The sequence below is a fragment of the Xylanibacillus composti genome (assembly GCF_018403685.1).
Lineage (GTDB): Bacteria > Bacillota > Bacilli > Paenibacillales > K13 > Xylanibacillus > Xylanibacillus composti.
This window is the reverse complement of the sequence record NZ_BOVK01000024.1, coordinates 63,081-79,532: the sequence shown is the minus strand read 5'-3', so window position 1 is coordinate 79,532 and position 16,452 is coordinate 63,081. Positions and strand designations below refer to the sequence as shown.

The 16,452-nt window shown below is 51.9% G+C and carries 14 protein-coding genes; 5 read left to right on the top strand and 9 right to left on the bottom strand.

Annotation, left to right across the window (positions count from 1 at the left end):
* The first annotated feature begins 109 nt into the window (after nt 1–109).
* The gene (locus XYCOK13_RS09715; protein ID WP_213411946.1) at nt 110–874 is read left to right on the top strand and encodes an IucA/IucC family C-terminal-domain containing protein; all 765 of its coding nucleotides are present in this window, start codon (nt 110–112) and stop codon (nt 872–874) included.
* 27 nt (nt 875–901) lie between these two features.
* Nucleotides 902–2,161, top strand: a complete 1,260-nt coding sequence (locus tag XYCOK13_RS09710; RefSeq protein ID WP_213411945.1) for an FAD-binding protein — start codon at nt 902–904, stop codon at nt 2,159–2,161.
* A gap of 30 nt (nt 2,162–2,191) precedes the next feature.
* Here the strand turns inward: XYCOK13_RS09710 and XYCOK13_RS09705 are convergent, their stop codons facing one another.
* Both XYCOK13_RS09705 and XYCOK13_RS09700 read right to left on the bottom strand, forming a co-directional pair.
* Nucleotides 2,192–3,289, bottom strand: coding sequence for a sensor histidine kinase (locus XYCOK13_RS09705; RefSeq protein ID WP_213411944.1), 1,098 nt, complete (start codon nt 3,287–3,289; stop codon nt 2,192–2,194).
* A gap of 1 nt (nt 3,290) precedes the next feature.
* Nucleotides 3,291–3,977 (bottom strand): response regulator transcription factor, encoded by a 687-nt coding sequence (locus tag XYCOK13_RS09700; RefSeq protein ID WP_213411943.1) that lies wholly within the window; start codon nt 3,975–3,977, stop codon nt 3,291–3,293.
* Nucleotides 3,978–4,200: 223 nt separating this feature from the next.
* On the opposite strand from XYCOK13_RS09700, the gene XYCOK13_RS09695 reads away from it, so the two are divergent.
* On the top strand, nt 4,201–4,815 hold the full coding sequence (locus tag XYCOK13_RS09695; protein ID WP_213411942.1) for a DUF2306 domain-containing protein: 615 nt from the start codon (nt 4,201–4,203) through the stop codon (nt 4,813–4,815).
* A gap of 178 nt (nt 4,816–4,993) precedes the next feature.
* Here XYCOK13_RS09695 and XYCOK13_RS09690 read toward each other — a convergent pair whose 3' ends face one another.
* The 7 genes from XYCOK13_RS09690 to XYCOK13_RS09660 form a co-directional block, all read right to left on the bottom strand.
* Nucleotides 4,994–5,749, bottom strand: coding sequence for a class I SAM-dependent methyltransferase (locus XYCOK13_RS09690; protein WP_213411941.1), 756 nt, complete (start codon nt 5,747–5,749; stop codon nt 4,994–4,996).
* A 151-nt stretch (nt 5,750–5,900) separates the two neighbouring features.
* Nucleotides 5,901–6,350: a helix-turn-helix domain-containing protein gene (locus XYCOK13_RS09685; protein WP_213411940.1), complete on the bottom strand. Its 450-nt coding sequence runs from the start codon at nt 6,348–6,350 to the stop codon at nt 5,901–5,903.
* Between the two features lie 146 nt (nt 6,351–6,496).
* Nucleotides 6,497–7,318: a phosphotransferase family protein gene (locus XYCOK13_RS09680; RefSeq protein ID WP_213411939.1), complete on the bottom strand. Its 822-nt coding sequence runs from the start codon at nt 7,316–7,318 to the stop codon at nt 6,497–6,499.
* Between the two features lie 50 nt (nt 7,319–7,368).
* Entirely contained in the window at nt 7,369–8,199 is an 831-nt protein-coding gene (locus XYCOK13_RS09675) for an ABC transporter permease (protein ID WP_244865105.1), read from the bottom strand.
* A complete protein-coding gene (locus tag XYCOK13_RS09670; protein ID WP_213411937.1) occupies nt 8,186–9,154 on the bottom strand; it encodes an ABC transporter ATP-binding protein in 969 nt (322 codons plus the stop codon). The genes XYCOK13_RS09675 and XYCOK13_RS09670 overlap by 14 nt, the downstream gene beginning before the upstream one ends.
* A 63-nt stretch (nt 9,155–9,217) precedes the next feature.
* On the bottom strand, nt 9,218–9,817 hold the full coding sequence (locus XYCOK13_RS09665) for a TetR/AcrR family transcriptional regulator (protein WP_213411936.1): 600 nt from the start codon (nt 9,815–9,817) through the stop codon (nt 9,218–9,220).
* Nucleotides 9,818–9,916: 99 nt separating this feature from the next.
* Complete coding sequence (locus XYCOK13_RS09660; protein ID WP_244865104.1) at nt 9,917–11,116, bottom strand: MFS transporter; 1,200 nt, start codon at nt 11,114–11,116, stop codon at nt 9,917–9,919.
* Nucleotides 11,117–11,422: 306 nt separating this feature from the next.
* Here XYCOK13_RS09660 and XYCOK13_RS09655 point away from each other — a divergent pair, with 306 nt between their 5' ends.
* Nucleotides 11,423–14,098 (top strand): hypothetical protein, encoded by a 2,676-nt coding sequence (locus XYCOK13_RS09655; RefSeq protein WP_213411934.1) that lies wholly within the window; start codon nt 11,423–11,425, stop codon nt 14,096–14,098.
* Nucleotides 14,099–14,127: 29 nt separating this feature from the next.
* Entirely contained in the window at nt 14,128–16,440 is a 2,313-nt protein-coding gene (locus XYCOK13_RS09650; RefSeq protein WP_213411933.1) for a diguanylate cyclase domain-containing protein, read from the top strand.
* Nucleotides 16,441–16,452 lie beyond the last annotated feature (12 nt).

The window sequence follows — 16,452 nt, the reverse complement described above, 5'->3', positions numbered from 1 at the left end:
TTTCTTTGACAATGATTCTCATTTGCGTTATCTTGAATACAGAGCATTATCCAGAACGATTACGGCTGCATGGATTGTCCGTACAGACCGACACAAGCAGGTGAACAGAATGAAGATCATGCCGTTAACAGCGGACGAACGAAGAGTGCTGTCCGATTATCGTGTAGCGTTGGAGCGACTGGGAGAGAGCGACTTGTCTCTCGCTGCCGCTTCCTTATTCCGTCCGCATGAACTGAGACCATTCTTGGCGAAGGCGCAAGACGTGCTGAAAGCCCCTGATCTGCGCACAGCCGCATCCATCTTCGCCAAGCGATATGGCTATTTGTTGACCGTTCCCGCGTTCTATAGCTTCTCCGTATGGAACAAATCCTTGCAGCTGCACAGTGACCGGCTGTATCTTGAACCGTCCGACTCCGAGGAGCACTGGCTTCCCAGACTGGGTGTTCCGGACACCGTCACTGTACCCGAATCTGCGGCAGAGCGGGAGCTCCTGCGGGACACCCTGATTCAAGCCGTATTCGCCGATCACCTGCATCCCTTGTGGAGCCTGCTCTCCGAGACAGCTTCCATCTCCAAGCAAGTGCTTTGGGAGAATACAGCGATCTATCTGTACTGGCTGTACGAGACTCTCTTGCACTCGGATTTGCCGGAAGACGTGATGAAGAGAGTTCGCGAGGATTTGGACTATGTGCTGCATGCGGACTTCCGCTTGTTCGGCACCGCGCAAAAGCAGCCGCTTGCCAAGTTTTACACGGATAAGAGGCAGGTAGACGACCAGCTCATTCGCATTCGACAAACCTGCTGCCTCACTTACATGGCAAGCGGTTCCTACTGCAAGTCTTGTCCGAAAGCGTGCCATGTCCTACAATCATAGAAAAGCCAATATATGAGGTGATCCCGAATGAAGGATCGAAACTGGGCGGGCAACCTCCGTTACCAAGCCAAGGAGTGCCTTGTCCCGGAGCATGTGGAGCAAGTGCAGGAGTGGGTCGCGCGAAGCGGGCAGATCAAGACGCTGGGCAGCCGCCATTCCTTCAATGAAATAGCCGATTGCACCGGCAGCCACATCTCGCTGGAGAAGCTGAATCGCATCATCGCCCTGGATCGCGAGAAGCATCAAATCACCGTGGAGGGCGGCATCCGCTATGGGGAGTTGTGCCAATACTTGCATCAGGCAGGCTATGCCCTGCACAATTTGGCCTCACTGCCGCACATTACGGTAGCAGGCGCCTGCGCGACAGCTACACACGGTTCCGGCGACCAGAACGGCAATCTCGCCACGGTCGTCGCTTCGCTGGAAGTGGCGAAGGCCGACGGCGAGACGGTCACACTATCTCGCGGCAACCATCCGGACTTTGCCGGGGCTGCGGTTAATCTGGGCGCCATTGGCATCGTCACGAAGCTCACCCTGGACCTGATACCCGCCTTCCAGATGCGCCAGCATGTATACGAACGGCTGCACCTCGAGCAGCTTGAAGCCAATTTCGACGCGATCTTCTCCAGCGCTTACAGCGTCAGCCTGTTCACGGATTGGCGGGAGCCCATCTTCAACCAAGTTTGGCTGAAGGAAAAGCTGACCGGCGAGGACCGGCCAGAGGCAGAAGCTACGCGCTGGGGGGCCGCGCTGGCGAAGGCCAATGTCCATCCCGTACCTGGCATGGAGGCGGAGCCTTGCAGTGCGCAGATGGGCATACCCGGAGCCTGGCATGACCGGTTGCCGCACTTCCGCTTCGAATTCCAGCCAAGCGCCGGCGACGAGCTGCAAAGCGAATATTTCGTGCCGCGGGAGCAGGCTTATGCGGCGCTGTCCGCTCTCAGCCGCATCCGTTCGCAGATTGCCCCGCTGCTGCACATCAGCGAAATTCGCACGATTGCCGCTGACGAGCTGTGGATGAGCCCCTGCTGCCAACAGCATACGGTCGGCATCCATTTTACCTGGAAAGCAGACTGGGAGGCCGTTCGGGCCGTCCTGCCGCTAATCGAAGCTGAACTCGAGCCGTTCGGCGCACGTCCGCATTGGGGGAAGCTGTTCACTATGCCCGCCAGCAAGCTGAAGGCCATGTATGCCAAATTGCCAGACTTTCAGAAGCTAGTGCACCGCTATGATCCATCAGGGAAATTTGCCAACGCCTTTATACGTCAATATATCCGGGAAGCCTGACGGCTTCCCTTTTCTATGCTCTCATCAGGTTTATTTTAATAATAAGGATTGTCCAGCATTCGAGCAGTAAGCTGGTATCCAGCCTTTTATCCGTGCACCGCCTTCTGAATGGTTACTTACGACAAGGTCGCCTCTATGTTGCCTTATGATCTTTCTTGAAATCGTTAACCCTAAGCCTATTCCTCCGGTTGAGCGATTTCTCGAGGATTCACCACGATATAGCGGTTCGAAAGCACGTTGTATTTCTTCCGATGAGAAACCTTCCCCTGTATCTTGAACAGTAAAGGTCACATTGCTGCCATCCTTGCAGCATTGAACAACAATCTTACCAGAGTGCGGCGTATGTCTGACAGCATTATCCAATAGGTTGTTCATGGCACGTTCTAATAAATACGAATCCCCCATGACTATACTATCTTCACCGAACTCGCTCAGGATAGAGATATGCTTCTGTCGAGCCAGCAGAGCCAGGCTGTTAATCGATTTCTGCAATATATGCGAAAGATCCAATATATTTTCTTTGATGTCCATCTCCACATATTCCGTCTTAGCAAATGCAAAAAGGTCCTCTACAAGACGGTCCAATTGTGCTGACTTCTCCTTGCAGACCGCCAGATATTTGGATTTCTTTTCCGGCGTATCGGCAATTCCCTGTTCCAGGCCGTCCAAATAACCACGCAAGGCAAATAATGGTGTCCGTAAATCATGGGCGACTGCAGCAATGACAAATCGCCGTTCTGCTTCTAATTCCACTTGTTTTTGAATCGATTCCTGAAGACTGTCTGTCATCACATTAAATCCATCGCGTACTTCAGTAATTTCAGTAATCCGGGAAGCAGGCAACTCGACGTCCAAATCTCCCTTGGCCACCTCTCGGACTGCTTGGCTCAATCTCTCAAGCGGTTTGAGAATAGACCGCTGCATTACATAACCAATGATGCAAAAAGCAAGCAGCAATCCTGCAACTGCCGCAATCATCTGGACCATTCTTGAATCCGGAGAATCATGCATATCGAGACGGAGTGATCCTGTTGTTAGCAAGTGGGCAGCTACATAACATACCCATGGCAACATCAAGATTAAAAGCAAACTAAGTATAGAAAATGTACGAATGCGAATCGATCTCATCCTATTCTCCTTTAAAACGGTAGCCTATGCCCCAGACATTGATTATATATTTGGGGTCGTTTGGATCGGACTCAATTTTCTCGCGCAAGCGGCTAATATGGACGCGGACAGTATGTTTATCGCCAATTCCGTCCCAAAATTTATCAAGTAATTGACCGTATGTGAAAACCAATTGCGGATGCTCGGCAAACAGTCGCAATAATTCATATTCTTTGGGTGTAAGCGAGATGCATCTTCCCTCTACAGATACTTCTCTTGCGGATAAATCCAAGGCAAGGCCGCCGTAATGCAAGACTCTCCTGCTAACTCCCTTCTGGGAACCAGCGCGTCGCAATACAGCCTTCACTCGGGCAATTATCTCTCCCGGAGATGCGGTTTTAACCATATAATCATCCCCTCCAAGCGCCAGCCCGCGAATTTTATCTACATCATCACTGAGGGCGCTCAGGAAGAGGATAGGAATGTTGCTTTCCTCCCGTACCTGCCGACAGAGCTCAAAACCATTCTGGTTCGGCATCATGATATCAAGAATTATGCAATCAATTGTAAATTTCTTAAGTGCGGACAGCGCTTGATCGGCATCATTAGCCGTTTTTACATAGAAACCGTCATTTTCCAAAAAGTCTCTTAATAGTTCGACAATGCTTCTGTCATCATCTACAACTAGAATCGTCTGTATTTCCTTCACAAAATCCTACCTTCCGTTCGATGTTAGTGAAAAGAAACGGACCTTCCAGCGCAATCTCCTTTCAGTATATCACTGTTTCCACCATGATCACTCTATTGTGATGGATTGTGATTGTTTTGTGACCTTTTTGCACCATCATTTGAGACACTTTGAGGGTATTCTTTTATGGTGAAACAATCGGCGGTTTATGCATCTCAATCTAAGAGGGAAAGGACAGCGATAAATGAAAAAGAACATGGGAATCGTTCTTCTAATCGTGTCATTCATGTGGGTCATGCATACATTATCCAAAAACTTCATGGTTGATCCCGCTTTTCAGGATTTTCTTGCGAAAAAAGATGCGGCCCTAACCAACGAGTCGTTGTGGGTGCTTATGATCAGATTCCACATCATTTTTGCGATTATCTCCCTAATCACTGGACCCTTGGGTGTGATTAAGAAATTGCGAATAAAATCTGTTCCATTTCATCGTTGGAATGGTCGAGTCTATGTGCTGTCTATTTTGTTGAATGTTATCCCTGGTGTTTACGTTTCTTTTTTTGCAACTGGAGGATGGTTGAGCACCATTGGATTTCTCGTTTTAAGTACACTTTGGTTTGGTACAACCATTCTAGGCTATATCCATATTAGAAGAAAAAACGTGCTCAAGCATAGTTCTTGGATGTCAAGAAGCTTCTTTCTTACCTTTGCCAATATGTTCATCTACATCCTTGTGGCCATTTCACACAATGCCTTGCAATTATCGTATGCTACTTCTTACACGATAGCTGTATGGTTATGCTGGGTGATCAGTTGGTGCATGGCAGAAATCATGATACGAAAAAAAGTATTTATATAATTGGGCATCCATCCAAATGCCCACTCCAGGAGATTGAAAAAAAAATCGAACGTGCCGCCATGATCGCTTATGAAGACAATGAATCATAATGGCCGTGGATAAAGCGCTCCGAACAAAAGGAGCCGTCCCAGAAAGTCTAATCCTAGACTGGAACAGCTCCTTTTCTCATCCATGCGCGCTACACTTCTCCCCAGAAAACCTCGGTCTCGTAATCAACGTGCACGTATCCGTCTTGCTGATGCTGGTCAAACATTCGCTGCAAATCTTTCATCATCGGTTCATACCCGGCATCCCCCGGCAGAGGCATATACGACGAGGAAATCACCCTTCCACGCAGCGCTTCAACATCCACGGTTTGTCCGTTGGGAAAACGCGCTTCCGTCATGCCCCCGGGTTTGAAAAATAGCGCCAAATCCGCCGGTGCAATGTTTTTGTGACGCACCTTGCTGTAATCCGTGCCGTGCGTTTCAAGCAGCCTGCTGTATGCTTCCCGGAAAGGCGTGCCGTGCGCAAGCCGAGTGTTCCAGATCAAGACGGCTTTCCCGCCCGGCTTCAAGATGCGCCTGAACTCGGCCTGTGCCGCTGGCCGGTCGAACCAGTGAAAAGCTTGCGCACACACGATGACATCTACCGATTGTTCCGGAAGTCCCGTCTCCTCAGCTGAACCCGGCACCAGGCTAAGATTCGGATAATGACCAAGCTTGCTGGCGGCCGCTTCCCGCATTTCGCGATTTGGCTCAACAGCCGTCACCTGGCTGCCCCGCTCCAGCAGCAGCTCGGTGAAAATGCCGGTTCCCGCCCCAATGTCAGCCACCTTGCCGCCGTTCTGAAGCCCCACAGTTTCATACAAGTAATCCAGCGCTTCCTTCGGATAACTGGGCCGGTATTTCACATACACCTCAACCCGGTTGGAAAAACGCTCCTTGCTGTTCATGGGAAACGCCCCCTCTCTAACCAAAATCGTTGGTCAACTTGGCTCCACGTCAGTATTTTACCATATTCCTTCCTGTGCAAATAAACGGGAATGCCCTTGGGACAAAAAGGACTCCCTGGAACAGCCCTATCTGTCCCAGAGAGTCCAGCCACTATTCCTTATACTTATCCTTCACGATGCTGGAGCCAATTCCCGCGCCGACCATCAGAATGAGGGGACCGAAGTTCCAGAGGAATGATCCCCCGTACAAAGGTATCTCCAAAGCCGTAAATTTGTTCAGAAGGACAGCGCCTATTTTGACCGCCAACAGACCGATTCCAATCAGAAATACGACATCGAATGCAAACTTCAGTCTCGGATACGCCAACTGCTTGCTGTCCTCGATTACCTTTTTCGTCAATTCCTCATCGCTCCTTAGCAGTTCATCAATGGTTACACCCAAGAGATCGCTGACTTTGATAATAATCTCAATGCTCGGGTAATTCTGGCCGTTCTCCCACTTGGAAACCGACTGTCGGCTGACATACAGCTTCTCTGCCAATTCTTCCTGTGACCAGCCTCTTTGCTTTCGCTCATTCTTCAGCTTCTCTCCAAAGATCATATCAGCAACAACCTTTCTGTTATCTGTGTCCCATTATGATGACTGCCGTAGCTTAAAGTAAAGATACCTTTGGTTGCAGACCCGCGCAACCCCTGGTTGCATCGCTATGAGGCCTGCAGTAGCAGCGTTTTTTCAATCGGGTCCGGTTATTCTGCTCGAGCCGCCGCCATACTCTTCATCCTCCGCTGAATCAGGCGCAGCAGCCACTTTCGCTCGCCTGGAACTTGCTCCTGCAACCTGGCGGCCGCGACGGGCAAGATCCACACGTCCACACGTTCGCGGCTGACCTTCGCCAATCTGCAATATTCCCGGATATAAGCACGATTCAACCATCTCCTGATCTGCCGTTCCAGGAAGGCCTTGATCGCCGAGATGTCCCGCAAGTTCGCAGGCGAGAGGAAGATCAAGGAAGTTCTGGCCACATCACACAACGGATCCCCGATGGTCGCATTGGACCAGTCTACGGCCACATAGTCGTCAGCCGTCACAAGAATATTGTCAGGATGCAAGTCGCCATGGCAAATCTGACGGCCTTCCGGCAAGGCGTGCAGATAGCTGCATATGGTCGCCGTGTTCTCCTTCAACAGCCCCTCGCCCTCCCGGATCGACTGCTCGAGCTTGTCCTTCTGGCGGGGAAGCTTCGTGGAGGAGCAGCTATGTATGCGATGATGCAGCCGGGCCATTTCCCTTGCATGCTTGAACAGACCCCTCGGATGAGCCCGCATCATCGCAGCCAAAGCGGAACCCGGGATTCGCTCGTAAATCAGGCCCCTCCGACCGCTCTCCTCCATCAACTCGTAAACCCTCGGAGCCGCCACTCCCGCTTCGCGAACGATCTGGCCGATTTCAGCTTCTCTTCGAATCGCATCCGCAGCGTACCCCGGATAGTACAGCTTCAAGGCGCGCTGTTCCCCCCAAGCATACACCTCGGCGGTCCTGCCTTTGCCAATCAGCTTCCCTTTTTTCATTCCAGATCCTCCATTGCGCCATTTTTGTGAAATCTCTTACTGCCATTCCGTCACAACAGATGGAAACCCTTCTTCTTGGCTACGCGCTCTACCTTATGCAAGAGGAAAACAGACAGCAGAGTGAATAACAGCGCGTAGGCGCCTAGAATCCCCCACTCTACCCCAATCGGCAGCAAGGGGCTCCACTCGGTCTGAAGGCTGTAGTAACGGACCAGATCGTATGCCCAGGTGAATGGAAGCATATAAGCCAGGGTCTGCACCAGAGGCGGAAGATGACTCACCGGAAAATAAGCGCCTGCTACAAATTCAAGCAGCATGGCCAAAACCCCTGCAAGCGCTTGCGCTTGTCTGAACAAAATGCCCAGCAGTGCGATCATCACGCCAAGCGCGACGAGAGAAGCTAACACCAATACACAGACCGCTAATATGATGAAGGATTCCATAACACCAAGCCCGGCATACATAATCAACATCACATATAACGGGAGAAAAAAGATCAGGTTCAGCGCCACGCCGCCCAAGACAGTGCCGAGGAAATAAGCGTATCGCGAAATCGGGTTGCTGTACAAGTACTCCAGTGTCCCGTTGTACAAATCATTCGTGACGGCCGACAAGGGAGCCTGCAAGGCAACTCCGCTAAAGATCCAGATCAGCATGGCACTAATGAAAAAAATGAATAATCGGTCGCCGGCCAAAGACTGCTCGCCCTGGAGGGCAATGTTGTCGGATAAAACCAAAAAGAATAATATCCGGATAGCCATCTGCACCAAATAGCCAATCGAGTTGGGCAAATACCTTGCGGCAATCTGCAATTCCTTCATCGCCGCCGCCCTGACTGCACCAAGAAACAGCGGAGCCGCGTCAGGCTTATGCACGCGCACGTTCAAGTGAATCCTCCTCCTTCTCCCCCAACAGCATCACGAACAAATCCTCCAGCGCCAGTGACCTGTGCCGGAACGTCGCACGGACATCGTCCTCTCTCAAAACCTGCAGAATCGCTTCCATGCCTTCCCATACCTGATAGACGCCGTAGGAAAGCACGGCGCCGTCCTCCCTCTCGGTGACGAACGCAACCTGCGGCAATTGCGAAAGCCTGTCTTGCGTGGCGGCTGGCAAATCGCTCTTGGGCATATCGATGAATTCGCTTGCCTTTGCCTGCTTGCGCAATTCAAGAACGGTGCCGCTCTGGATGCGCGCACCGTGGCGCATGAGGGATACCCGGTCGCTCAAATCCTCCACCTCGGATAAAATATGGGACGTGAGCAGAATCGACTTCCCTTTGTTCCTCGCATAATCCTTCAGGCAATTCCGCACTTGCGCCGATACGAGGGGGTCCAGCCCCTTCGTCGGTTCATCCAGATAGACAATCATCGGTTCATGAAGCAGCGCCCGCATGATCACCATTGTTTGCTTTTGTCCGCCGGACAAGTGCATGAATGGCGTATCCAGCTTGTCTTGAAAGCCCAAATCTGTACTCATATTAGTGATGCGAGTCCGGATCTGATCTTCCTTCATCCCCCGCAATCTTCCGAAGAATAGCAAGTTCTCCCTGGCTGTCAGCCGGGCGTAAGCCGATCTCTCCGTATCCTGTCCGACATAGCCGATCAAGCGGCGTATCCTGACCGGATCGCGGTCGATATCGTACCCGCCTATGCGAACAGCGCCGGAATCCTTCGCAAGGAGCGCGGACAAAATTTTGATAAAGGTAGTTTTGCCCGCCCCGTTCCTGCCCAGAATCGCATGAATCTCTCCCTTTTTCAGATCGAATGCCATATGGTCCAGGACCATTCGATTCCCGTATGCTTTGCACACGTCGAAAGCTGTCAACACTTCCATAAGAAAACCTCCTATAATTACGATTGATTAATCAATCGTTTTATGTGAAAAAGAGAGGGTCCGCTAGCGAATCGGACCAAAGATTTGAACTGCGCACGGCGCAAACTGCTCCCAGACCGGGTGATCGGGTTCATTGGTAATATTCAGGCGCAAGCCGATCAGAAAGCTGGTATAGGTAATGGCTGTCTTCTCTGCGTCGGAAGCCCTTAACTGGCCCTTTTCCTGCCCCTTCTGGATCAGCAGCGCAAGTCTTTGCACCAGATTCTTATGAAACTGCCTCAATAAGCTGTACTCCTTCGCAAATGTAGAGGGCTGCCCGATAATCTGTTGAATCAAGCGCAAATATATGCCCATCTTGGCGAACTGATAGAGGTGATCGCGAACCATCCGCTCTATTTCCTCCATCGGATGTTCCGGATCTGTCTGGAAATCCAAGATTTCCGCCTCTCGTTCCTGGAGAGGTTCTGCCACTACAGCATGAAAGAGCGCTTCCTTATTCTCGAAATAAGTGAAGACGCTGCCGAAGCTGACCTTGGACGCTTTCGCCACCTTCTGAATCGTCGTATCGTAATAGCCATATTCGGAAAACAGACGAAGCGCTTGCTCCAGGATTGTGGCCCGCTTCTGTTTCATGTTCTGTATTTGTTTCTCGGATGCCGGCATGAACGAAAACCTCCCGCCACAAACGATTGATTAGTCAATCATAATTTATACTTTCCTCGCGTCCTCTGTCAAGAAGGAATTTGCAAGCGCCTTCTCGCTCTAGATCACTTCTCCCCGCTTCCGCAAGTACAGGAATAGCAGAATGCCGGTTATGGCGCATAGCGCCGCGCATAAACCGATAAATCCGTAACCCGCCTGCAGACCGCGAAGCAAGGCTATCTGCGCGTCGGCCTTGTAGACGTTCTTCACGCCCTCGATAATCCAGCCAATCAGGTAATTGCCGATCACACTGCCGATGCCCATAAGCGTAACGGTGAACGTAATGGCCACATCGCTGCCGTTCGGATACCGCTTCGCCAGAAAAGCCATAACCGTGGGATACACCATAGCGATACCTATGCCTGAAGCCGCAAACAGGAATGCATAGCTTTCCCCACCGAGAATCGCGCCAAATGTGCAAATGGCTGAGAATGCAGAAAAACCGATCAGCGATATGGCAAAGCCCCATTTATCCGTCGCTGCTCCGAGTAATAGCCTTGCCGCCGCAAAGCAGACGAAAAATCCGGACAACAACCCGGAAGCCCGGACAGTATCCCAGCCGTAGGCCTTCTCCAGAAAGTTGACGAGCCATCCGCCCACGGCCAGCTCAGAGACCACGCCAAATGTGAGAATCAGCACCATCAGCCACAGCACGGGGTCGCGCACTAGTAATTTGAGCGGAACCCGCTCCTCCTGCTTCGTCGCATCGCCCGGAAACTTGCTGAACAGGGCAAACAGGATGGGCACAATAGACAACGACAGCATGGCCAAATACATGCCGCGCCAATCCAACGCATACCCGTTCACTGTCACGTTCATCAACCCTGTTGCGGCTAACGGGGCCACAACTGAACTCAGTCCATAGAAACCATGCACCAGATTCATCATCATACCGGCATTCTTCACGAAAATGCGCGCGCCAAGAATCGCCAGGGCGATCTCCAGCATTCCGTTGCCAATATACATAAGAAAGTAAGAGCCCGTAAACACGGAGAAGCTGTGAGAATAGAAGATCAGCACACCGGAGGCGATCATCGCTGCGAAGGCTGCGATCGTGACCTTCTGAAGCCCCCATACTCGCGTCAGGTAGGCTGTGAAGGAGCAGGCAATCAAATAACCCAGCGCATTAAGCGACAGCAAGGTGCCCAGCTGCGATTCCTCCAGCATGAACTCAAATTGTATACGCGGGATAGCCGGGCCCTTGATGTTTTCCGAGAATCCGAACAGGACAAAACCAATAAATATCGTCGCCAGCTGCATGGCGTAAATCTTGTTGATTCTTGCTGACTTCTTCCCCACTCTGTATGCTCCTTCGCCGTCTCTGTACTCTTTTTCTAACATGCCGCTTCGCTTGCCATATTATATCATGCCGTTCGTCTTCTGTATTCTCCACGCTATCAAATCTTTTGGTAAAGATTCTGCTCGGACATGCAGGCAAAAGCGCGAACCGGATGTCCTATTCTTCGCCGAAATCTTGTGACCTCTGCACAATAAATCGAGACACTTTGGGGCTGGCAGGCCGCATGCAAGTTCGCTACCCTTTACGTAGAAGAAGGAGGAGATAGCGTGGAATGGAACAAGCTCGAGGATTTGCTGACCAGAACCTTTTATCCCATCGGGATTTCCGGCGATGTGCCCAACCCGCTGAATCGCTGGTTGGTCAAGAGCGCGCAAGGCCCCCTCTCCTCGCCGTTCGATGACCCGCTGGCGGAGTTGGGCGGGCGCATCTTGCTTGCATGGGAAGAGGACCAGCTGGAGGAAAAAGTGAAAGAAACAAACTGGCGTTTCCATATTTCCGATATGGTGCATCGCTACCAGGAACCGAATCGAATCTTTCCTTTGTTTACATCCCGGCCAGATAACTATATGTATGCTTGCACAGGAGTCTATTGCTCCAGAGACACCGATGTCGTGGTCAATGTTCTCCCTTATTTCCCGTCTCCGATCCGCATATGGATCAACGGCGAGCTTGCGCTCTGCGGCCCCCGCTCGTCGATAGTCAACAATACGCATTTCATGTACCGGCTGCGCGCAGGGATGAATGCGGTGCTGGTCGAATGTCCGCTGTTTCACCCGATATCCCTAACCTATAACGAATTTATTGTGCATCTTCATCCTGTCCAGCATTTGCTAGAGACTGGAAAAGACTGGTTCTTCGATCCGGCATTCTTGTCCTACCTGCAGCAATCGTACTGTCTAGTGCCGGATCGGACTGAGGTGCGAGCCGGAGAAACGGTTCGCCTTCTCGTCCAGCCGCTGTATCTGGGCGATTCAACGCGGAGACGGGAGTCCTTGCTCGTATCCGCTCAAGACAGCGCCGGGTCCGTCGTGGCTGAGGCGAATGCGCTGCCGGGACAAGTCATAACGCTGCAGATGCCCGCTGACCAGCCAATCGGTGTGCTGCGCCTGCAGGTCAGAAGCTTGGCCGCCGACCAGACGCTTGGCCGCCTGTTTCTCGCCTGCGGTGAAATCGCAGAAATCGCTCAGTGCATAGAGGCGAAACTCCCCTCGCGAAGCGACTTTCACCCGGATGTGCAGCGTTCGGTTCAATTCGCAGCGGAGCTCCCGCGCATGCTGCAAGAAGTCCACCAATATTGCAATCGGGGTTGTCGGGAAGAAGCGCTCCGCACGCTTTACGAGACTGAACGTTATTTGCACAGTGCGGCTGGCGAGCACCCCGTGCAGCTGCATCAGGTTTTTCCGCGCATCTACACGTATGTTCAAACCAAGACCACAAGCAGCGGAACAGCAGCGTGCACGATCATATTGCCTGATCATTACAACCCGGAGCGAGCATACCCCGTCGTGTTCTTCTTCCATGATCCGCAAGCCAGGCAGATTCCTGTCCACCTGCCATGGACCGCGTGGACTTCCACTCGCGATGCCATCATAGCGTGCTTGCCCGGTATCGGAAGAAGGAACGATGCGGACGATCTCCAGACGATCCGAACCATTCGTGGCGTGATGGCGCATCTGAACGCGGACCGGGAACGCATATACGGCATCGGCTTCTGTTACGGCTCCACGAAGCTGTTCCAGATTGCCATGCTGGTGCCGCATCTGTTCGCTGCCATTGCACCGATTATCGGCGATCCTCGTCTCGATTCCGATCAGCCGGAATACGCGCGTATCGACAACCTGCAGCAACTGGCCATCTACGGCATCAGCAGTGTGCAGAATTGGTTCTATAACAGTCTTCGTATGCGTCATGCCTTGTCACGCATCCCCCAATCCCGCACCTGCATGGTCCATGGGTATATGCACAACGAAGTGAACGACTTTCTCAACAGCCGCTTGCTGCTCCGCCGTCTGACCGAGCATCGATTAACCGCCTACCCGCGGTCTGTGCGATTTGCCATCTTGAACCCCGCTTGCAATAAGGCATACTGGATTGAAGGAATCAGCCTGTACGACCGCGGTGAAAAAACCGCCTTCATCGAAGCGGAATGGAGCGCTGATGGCGATCTGCATGTACAAACAAGGAATATACGCGAAGTTACGCTGTTGTCAGGCAGAAGAGAAAGCGGCTGCGAAGATCGATTTCGCCTTACGGTGAATGCCTCCCGGCATGAAGCCACGCTTGGCAGCGATTATGCAAGCCTGGCTCTGACGCTGAATAAGGAAGGCCGGCTCGTGCAGCTCCGCACTGAAGCGATAAGCCAGTCAGATTTCGAGACGCGCTTGACCGCTATTGCGGAGGATACGGACAAGCTCGGTTTGCGCAAGCTCTACGTCAGCAATCCGCTGATTGTCAAGCCTTCGCCTGCCGGCGATCCCCGCCGCTCCTTTCACCTTCAGCTGTCTTACCTCTTGCAGCACCCGATTGGCGACCGCTACATTCATTATCATTATCGCGCTTGTTATGAGCATCAACTCGATCCATCGCAGCTTGAATCCGAGACGCTCTTATACCTGATCGACCTGAGACGAATGAGCGATGCGCAGGAGGAAGTGCTGAGGAAGCTGGGTCTGGCGGCGAATGCAGCAGCAATGGAGCTGGACGGACACCACTATGCAGGAGACTACGCGATGATGGCTATCCGACGGGATTGTCAGCGGCTTATCGAGATCGTTGCCTACAATAGCGATGCTTCCGGCGAAGCGCTGCTGGAGCTGTGGAAAACATTCGATGCCAACCCGGTCTTTCTCGAGGAAACCGTAATCTGGCACGAAGGAAAATGGAATGCACCCGCTCACCTTCTCGCCAATAAGAGGAAAATGCGCCCTTTTGTCGAATGGTAAACGTAACATCGCTTAGGGGAGTGAACTCCTTGGATACGAACAGCAAGCGTCGAACCATTGGATTGATTATTGATGATGTGGCAGGATGGGGATTTGGCGACTATATCCAATCGAACGTTATCGCTGGCGCTGCAGCCATGGCTCGCAAGCACGATGCGAATGTGCTTTGCTTCGCGGCCGGCAATCTTGATTCGCACAATGAATGGGTGCGCGGACGGAATATCCTTTTTGAGTTCATCGATGCAGACAAGGTGGACGGATTGATAGCGCTCACAACCTCCATTGGCCTGAGAGTTTCCAGGCAGAGAGTGTTGGAGAAATTAGCCCAATATAAGGGCATCCCTATCGTGACAATTGGCGATACTTTTGAAGAACATTATTCCGTGTCGATTCCTAACTATCAAGGTATGTGCGAAGCGTTAGAGCACATCATTCTGCACCATGACCGCAGGAAAATCGCCTTTATTAAGGGGGCTCCGGGAAGCAAAGAGGCGGAGGATCGATTCCGCGCCTACCGGGATACGCTGGCCAAATACAACATTCCTTATGACGAACGGCTCGTATTTCAAGGAAACTTCCTGTTCGAATCGGGGGCCAGTGCCATTCTTGCCCTCCACGAACAGCAGATCACGTATGACGCGGTAGTCGCAGCTAACGACAGCATGGCGATTGGCGCGCTGACAGAGATTCACAAGATTGACGGGAAGCTGCCGGAGCATCTTTCCATCGTTGGCTTTGACGACATTGAGCCCAGTGAGATGCTGTCCCTTACGACGGTGAAGCAGTCCTTCTATACCGAGGCAGAGACCGCCGTAGATATGCTGATCCGCGTGCTTAAAGGCGAAGATGTTCGCAAAAACCAGGAAACCCATACGCACCTGGTCGTACGTTCCTCATGCGGATGCATCCCGCGCATTATTGCCGAAACGACTCTGGATGTCGATTCCATAGCCATAGGCGCGAAGCTGTCCATTGACCAATTGAAAGATTCGTTCATGGCGCACATGGATCATATGGCCGAAGCTACTCCCGGCGCAATCAACCCCGATGTATATCGGGCCATTCGCTGCGATCTCGAGCACCTGCCGGATGCGCTTGTGCAAGAGCTCTTTTTCGAAAAAGACAAAATGTTCTTTTACGCTTGGAGAAGCATTATCTTTCATGCTATTCAGCATAAGATCGACTTGAGCTTTATGCATAATGCCCTATCTTTTATGCGTGTACTGACCCTTCACACCGTAACGGAAACAGCCGATGGTTCTGCCAAAGCGGAAAATCTGTTTCAGATGGCGCGCGTCCAAATTAGTGAAGCCGTTCAACGCACGAGCTTTTCGCTTTCCTATATGTCATCGTTGTTATCGAACCAGTTGGAACAGCTGGGCGAGCAGTTGGGCACTCACCTGGATATGTCCGGCTTGCAGGATGTCATCGTGAATGAGTTTCCGAAGCACGGCATCCATGAGGGGTATATTTGCCTCTATGAAAACCCGGATAAACCTTTGGACCGGGCACGATTGATGCTTGCCTATCGCAATGGCGAACGCATGGATGCGGATGCGAATGAGGTTTGTTTTCCAACTGCCCAGCTTCTGCCTCTGCAATTGCGAGCGAGGCTGGAGGACTATCGCCATCAGTTCATTGTCCAAACCTTGCATCTTAGCGATCACCATATTGGTTATGTGCTCTTCTCGTTCGATACAGCGGTCAATAAGGCGCATGACCTGCTTCGCTATCGGCTGAGCAATGTGCTTCGGGTAAGCAGGCTCCTCCATGATGTGCAGAAGCACTCGCTCGAGCTGGAAAGTCAGGTCATTGCCCGAACCAAGGAACTGTCCTTATTGAACGAAGAACTGCACAAGCAATCGATTCGCGACGATCTGACCGGTCTGCTGAACCGCCGCGGCTTTATGCGGCGCGGCCAGGAGGCGTTCGAGGAGGCTGCCTGCCAGCATGCGAGACTTCTCCTCGTCTTCGCGGATCTGGACAATCTGAAGAAGATTAATGATAATTTCGGTCATTCCGAGGGCGATCTGGCCATTCAAATGACGGCCGAGGTGTTGAAAAAAGCGTTCGGTCCGGACGACATTATCTCACGGCTGGCGGGAGATGAATTTACCGTGATCGTCGAAGGGCCGACCTCCCTTGCAGGGAAGACGATTAGACGTAACATCGAAGAAGAAACTGCCCGTATGAATCAGAAGCACGGCAAGCCGTTCAAGCTATCGATCAGCATCGGATTTGCCGAGTATCATCCAGATCATCCATGCACCTTTGACAAGCTGATGCGGCTGGCCGATGAAGCCTTGTACCGCGAGAAGAAAGGGAAGAAAAAAGCCACCTAAGAAAAAAAGCAT

Bases quoted from the DNA above. Each gene is read 5' to 3' on its own strand.
- XYCOK13_RS09715 (WP_213411946.1), top strand. From the start codon at position 110: ATGAAGATCATGCCGTTAACAGCGGACGAACGAAGAGTGCTGTCCGAT.
- XYCOK13_RS09710 (WP_213411945.1), top strand. From the start codon at position 902: ATGAAGGATCGAAACTGGGCGGGCAACCTCCGTTACCAAGCCAAGGAG.
- XYCOK13_RS09705 (WP_213411944.1), bottom strand. From the start codon at position 3,289: ATGAGATCGATTCGCATTCGTACATTTTCTATACTTAGTTTGCTTTTA.
- XYCOK13_RS09695 (WP_213411942.1), top strand. From the start codon at position 4,201: ATGAAAAAGAACATGGGAATCGTTCTTCTAATCGTGTCATTCATGTGG.
- XYCOK13_RS09690 (WP_213411941.1), bottom strand. From the start codon at position 5,749: ATGAACAGCAAGGAGCGTTTTTCCAACCGGGTTGAGGTGTATGTGAAA.
- XYCOK13_RS09685 (WP_213411940.1), bottom strand. From the start codon at position 6,350: ATGATCTTTGGAGAGAAGCTGAAGAATGAGCGAAAGCAAAGAGGCTGG.
- XYCOK13_RS09680 (WP_213411939.1), bottom strand. From the start codon at position 7,318: ATGAAAAAAGGGAAGCTGATTGGCAAAGGCAGGACCGCCGAGGTGTAT.
- XYCOK13_RS09670 (WP_213411937.1), bottom strand. From the start codon at position 9,154: ATGGAAGTGTTGACAGCTTTCGACGTGTGCAAAGCATACGGGAATCGA.
- XYCOK13_RS09665 (WP_213411936.1), bottom strand. From the start codon at position 9,817: ATGCCGGCATCCGAGAAACAAATACAGAACATGAAACAGAAGCGGGCC.
- XYCOK13_RS09660 (WP_244865104.1), bottom strand. From the start codon at position 11,116: ATGCAGCTGGCGACGATATTTATTGGTTTTGTCCTGTTCGGATTCTCG.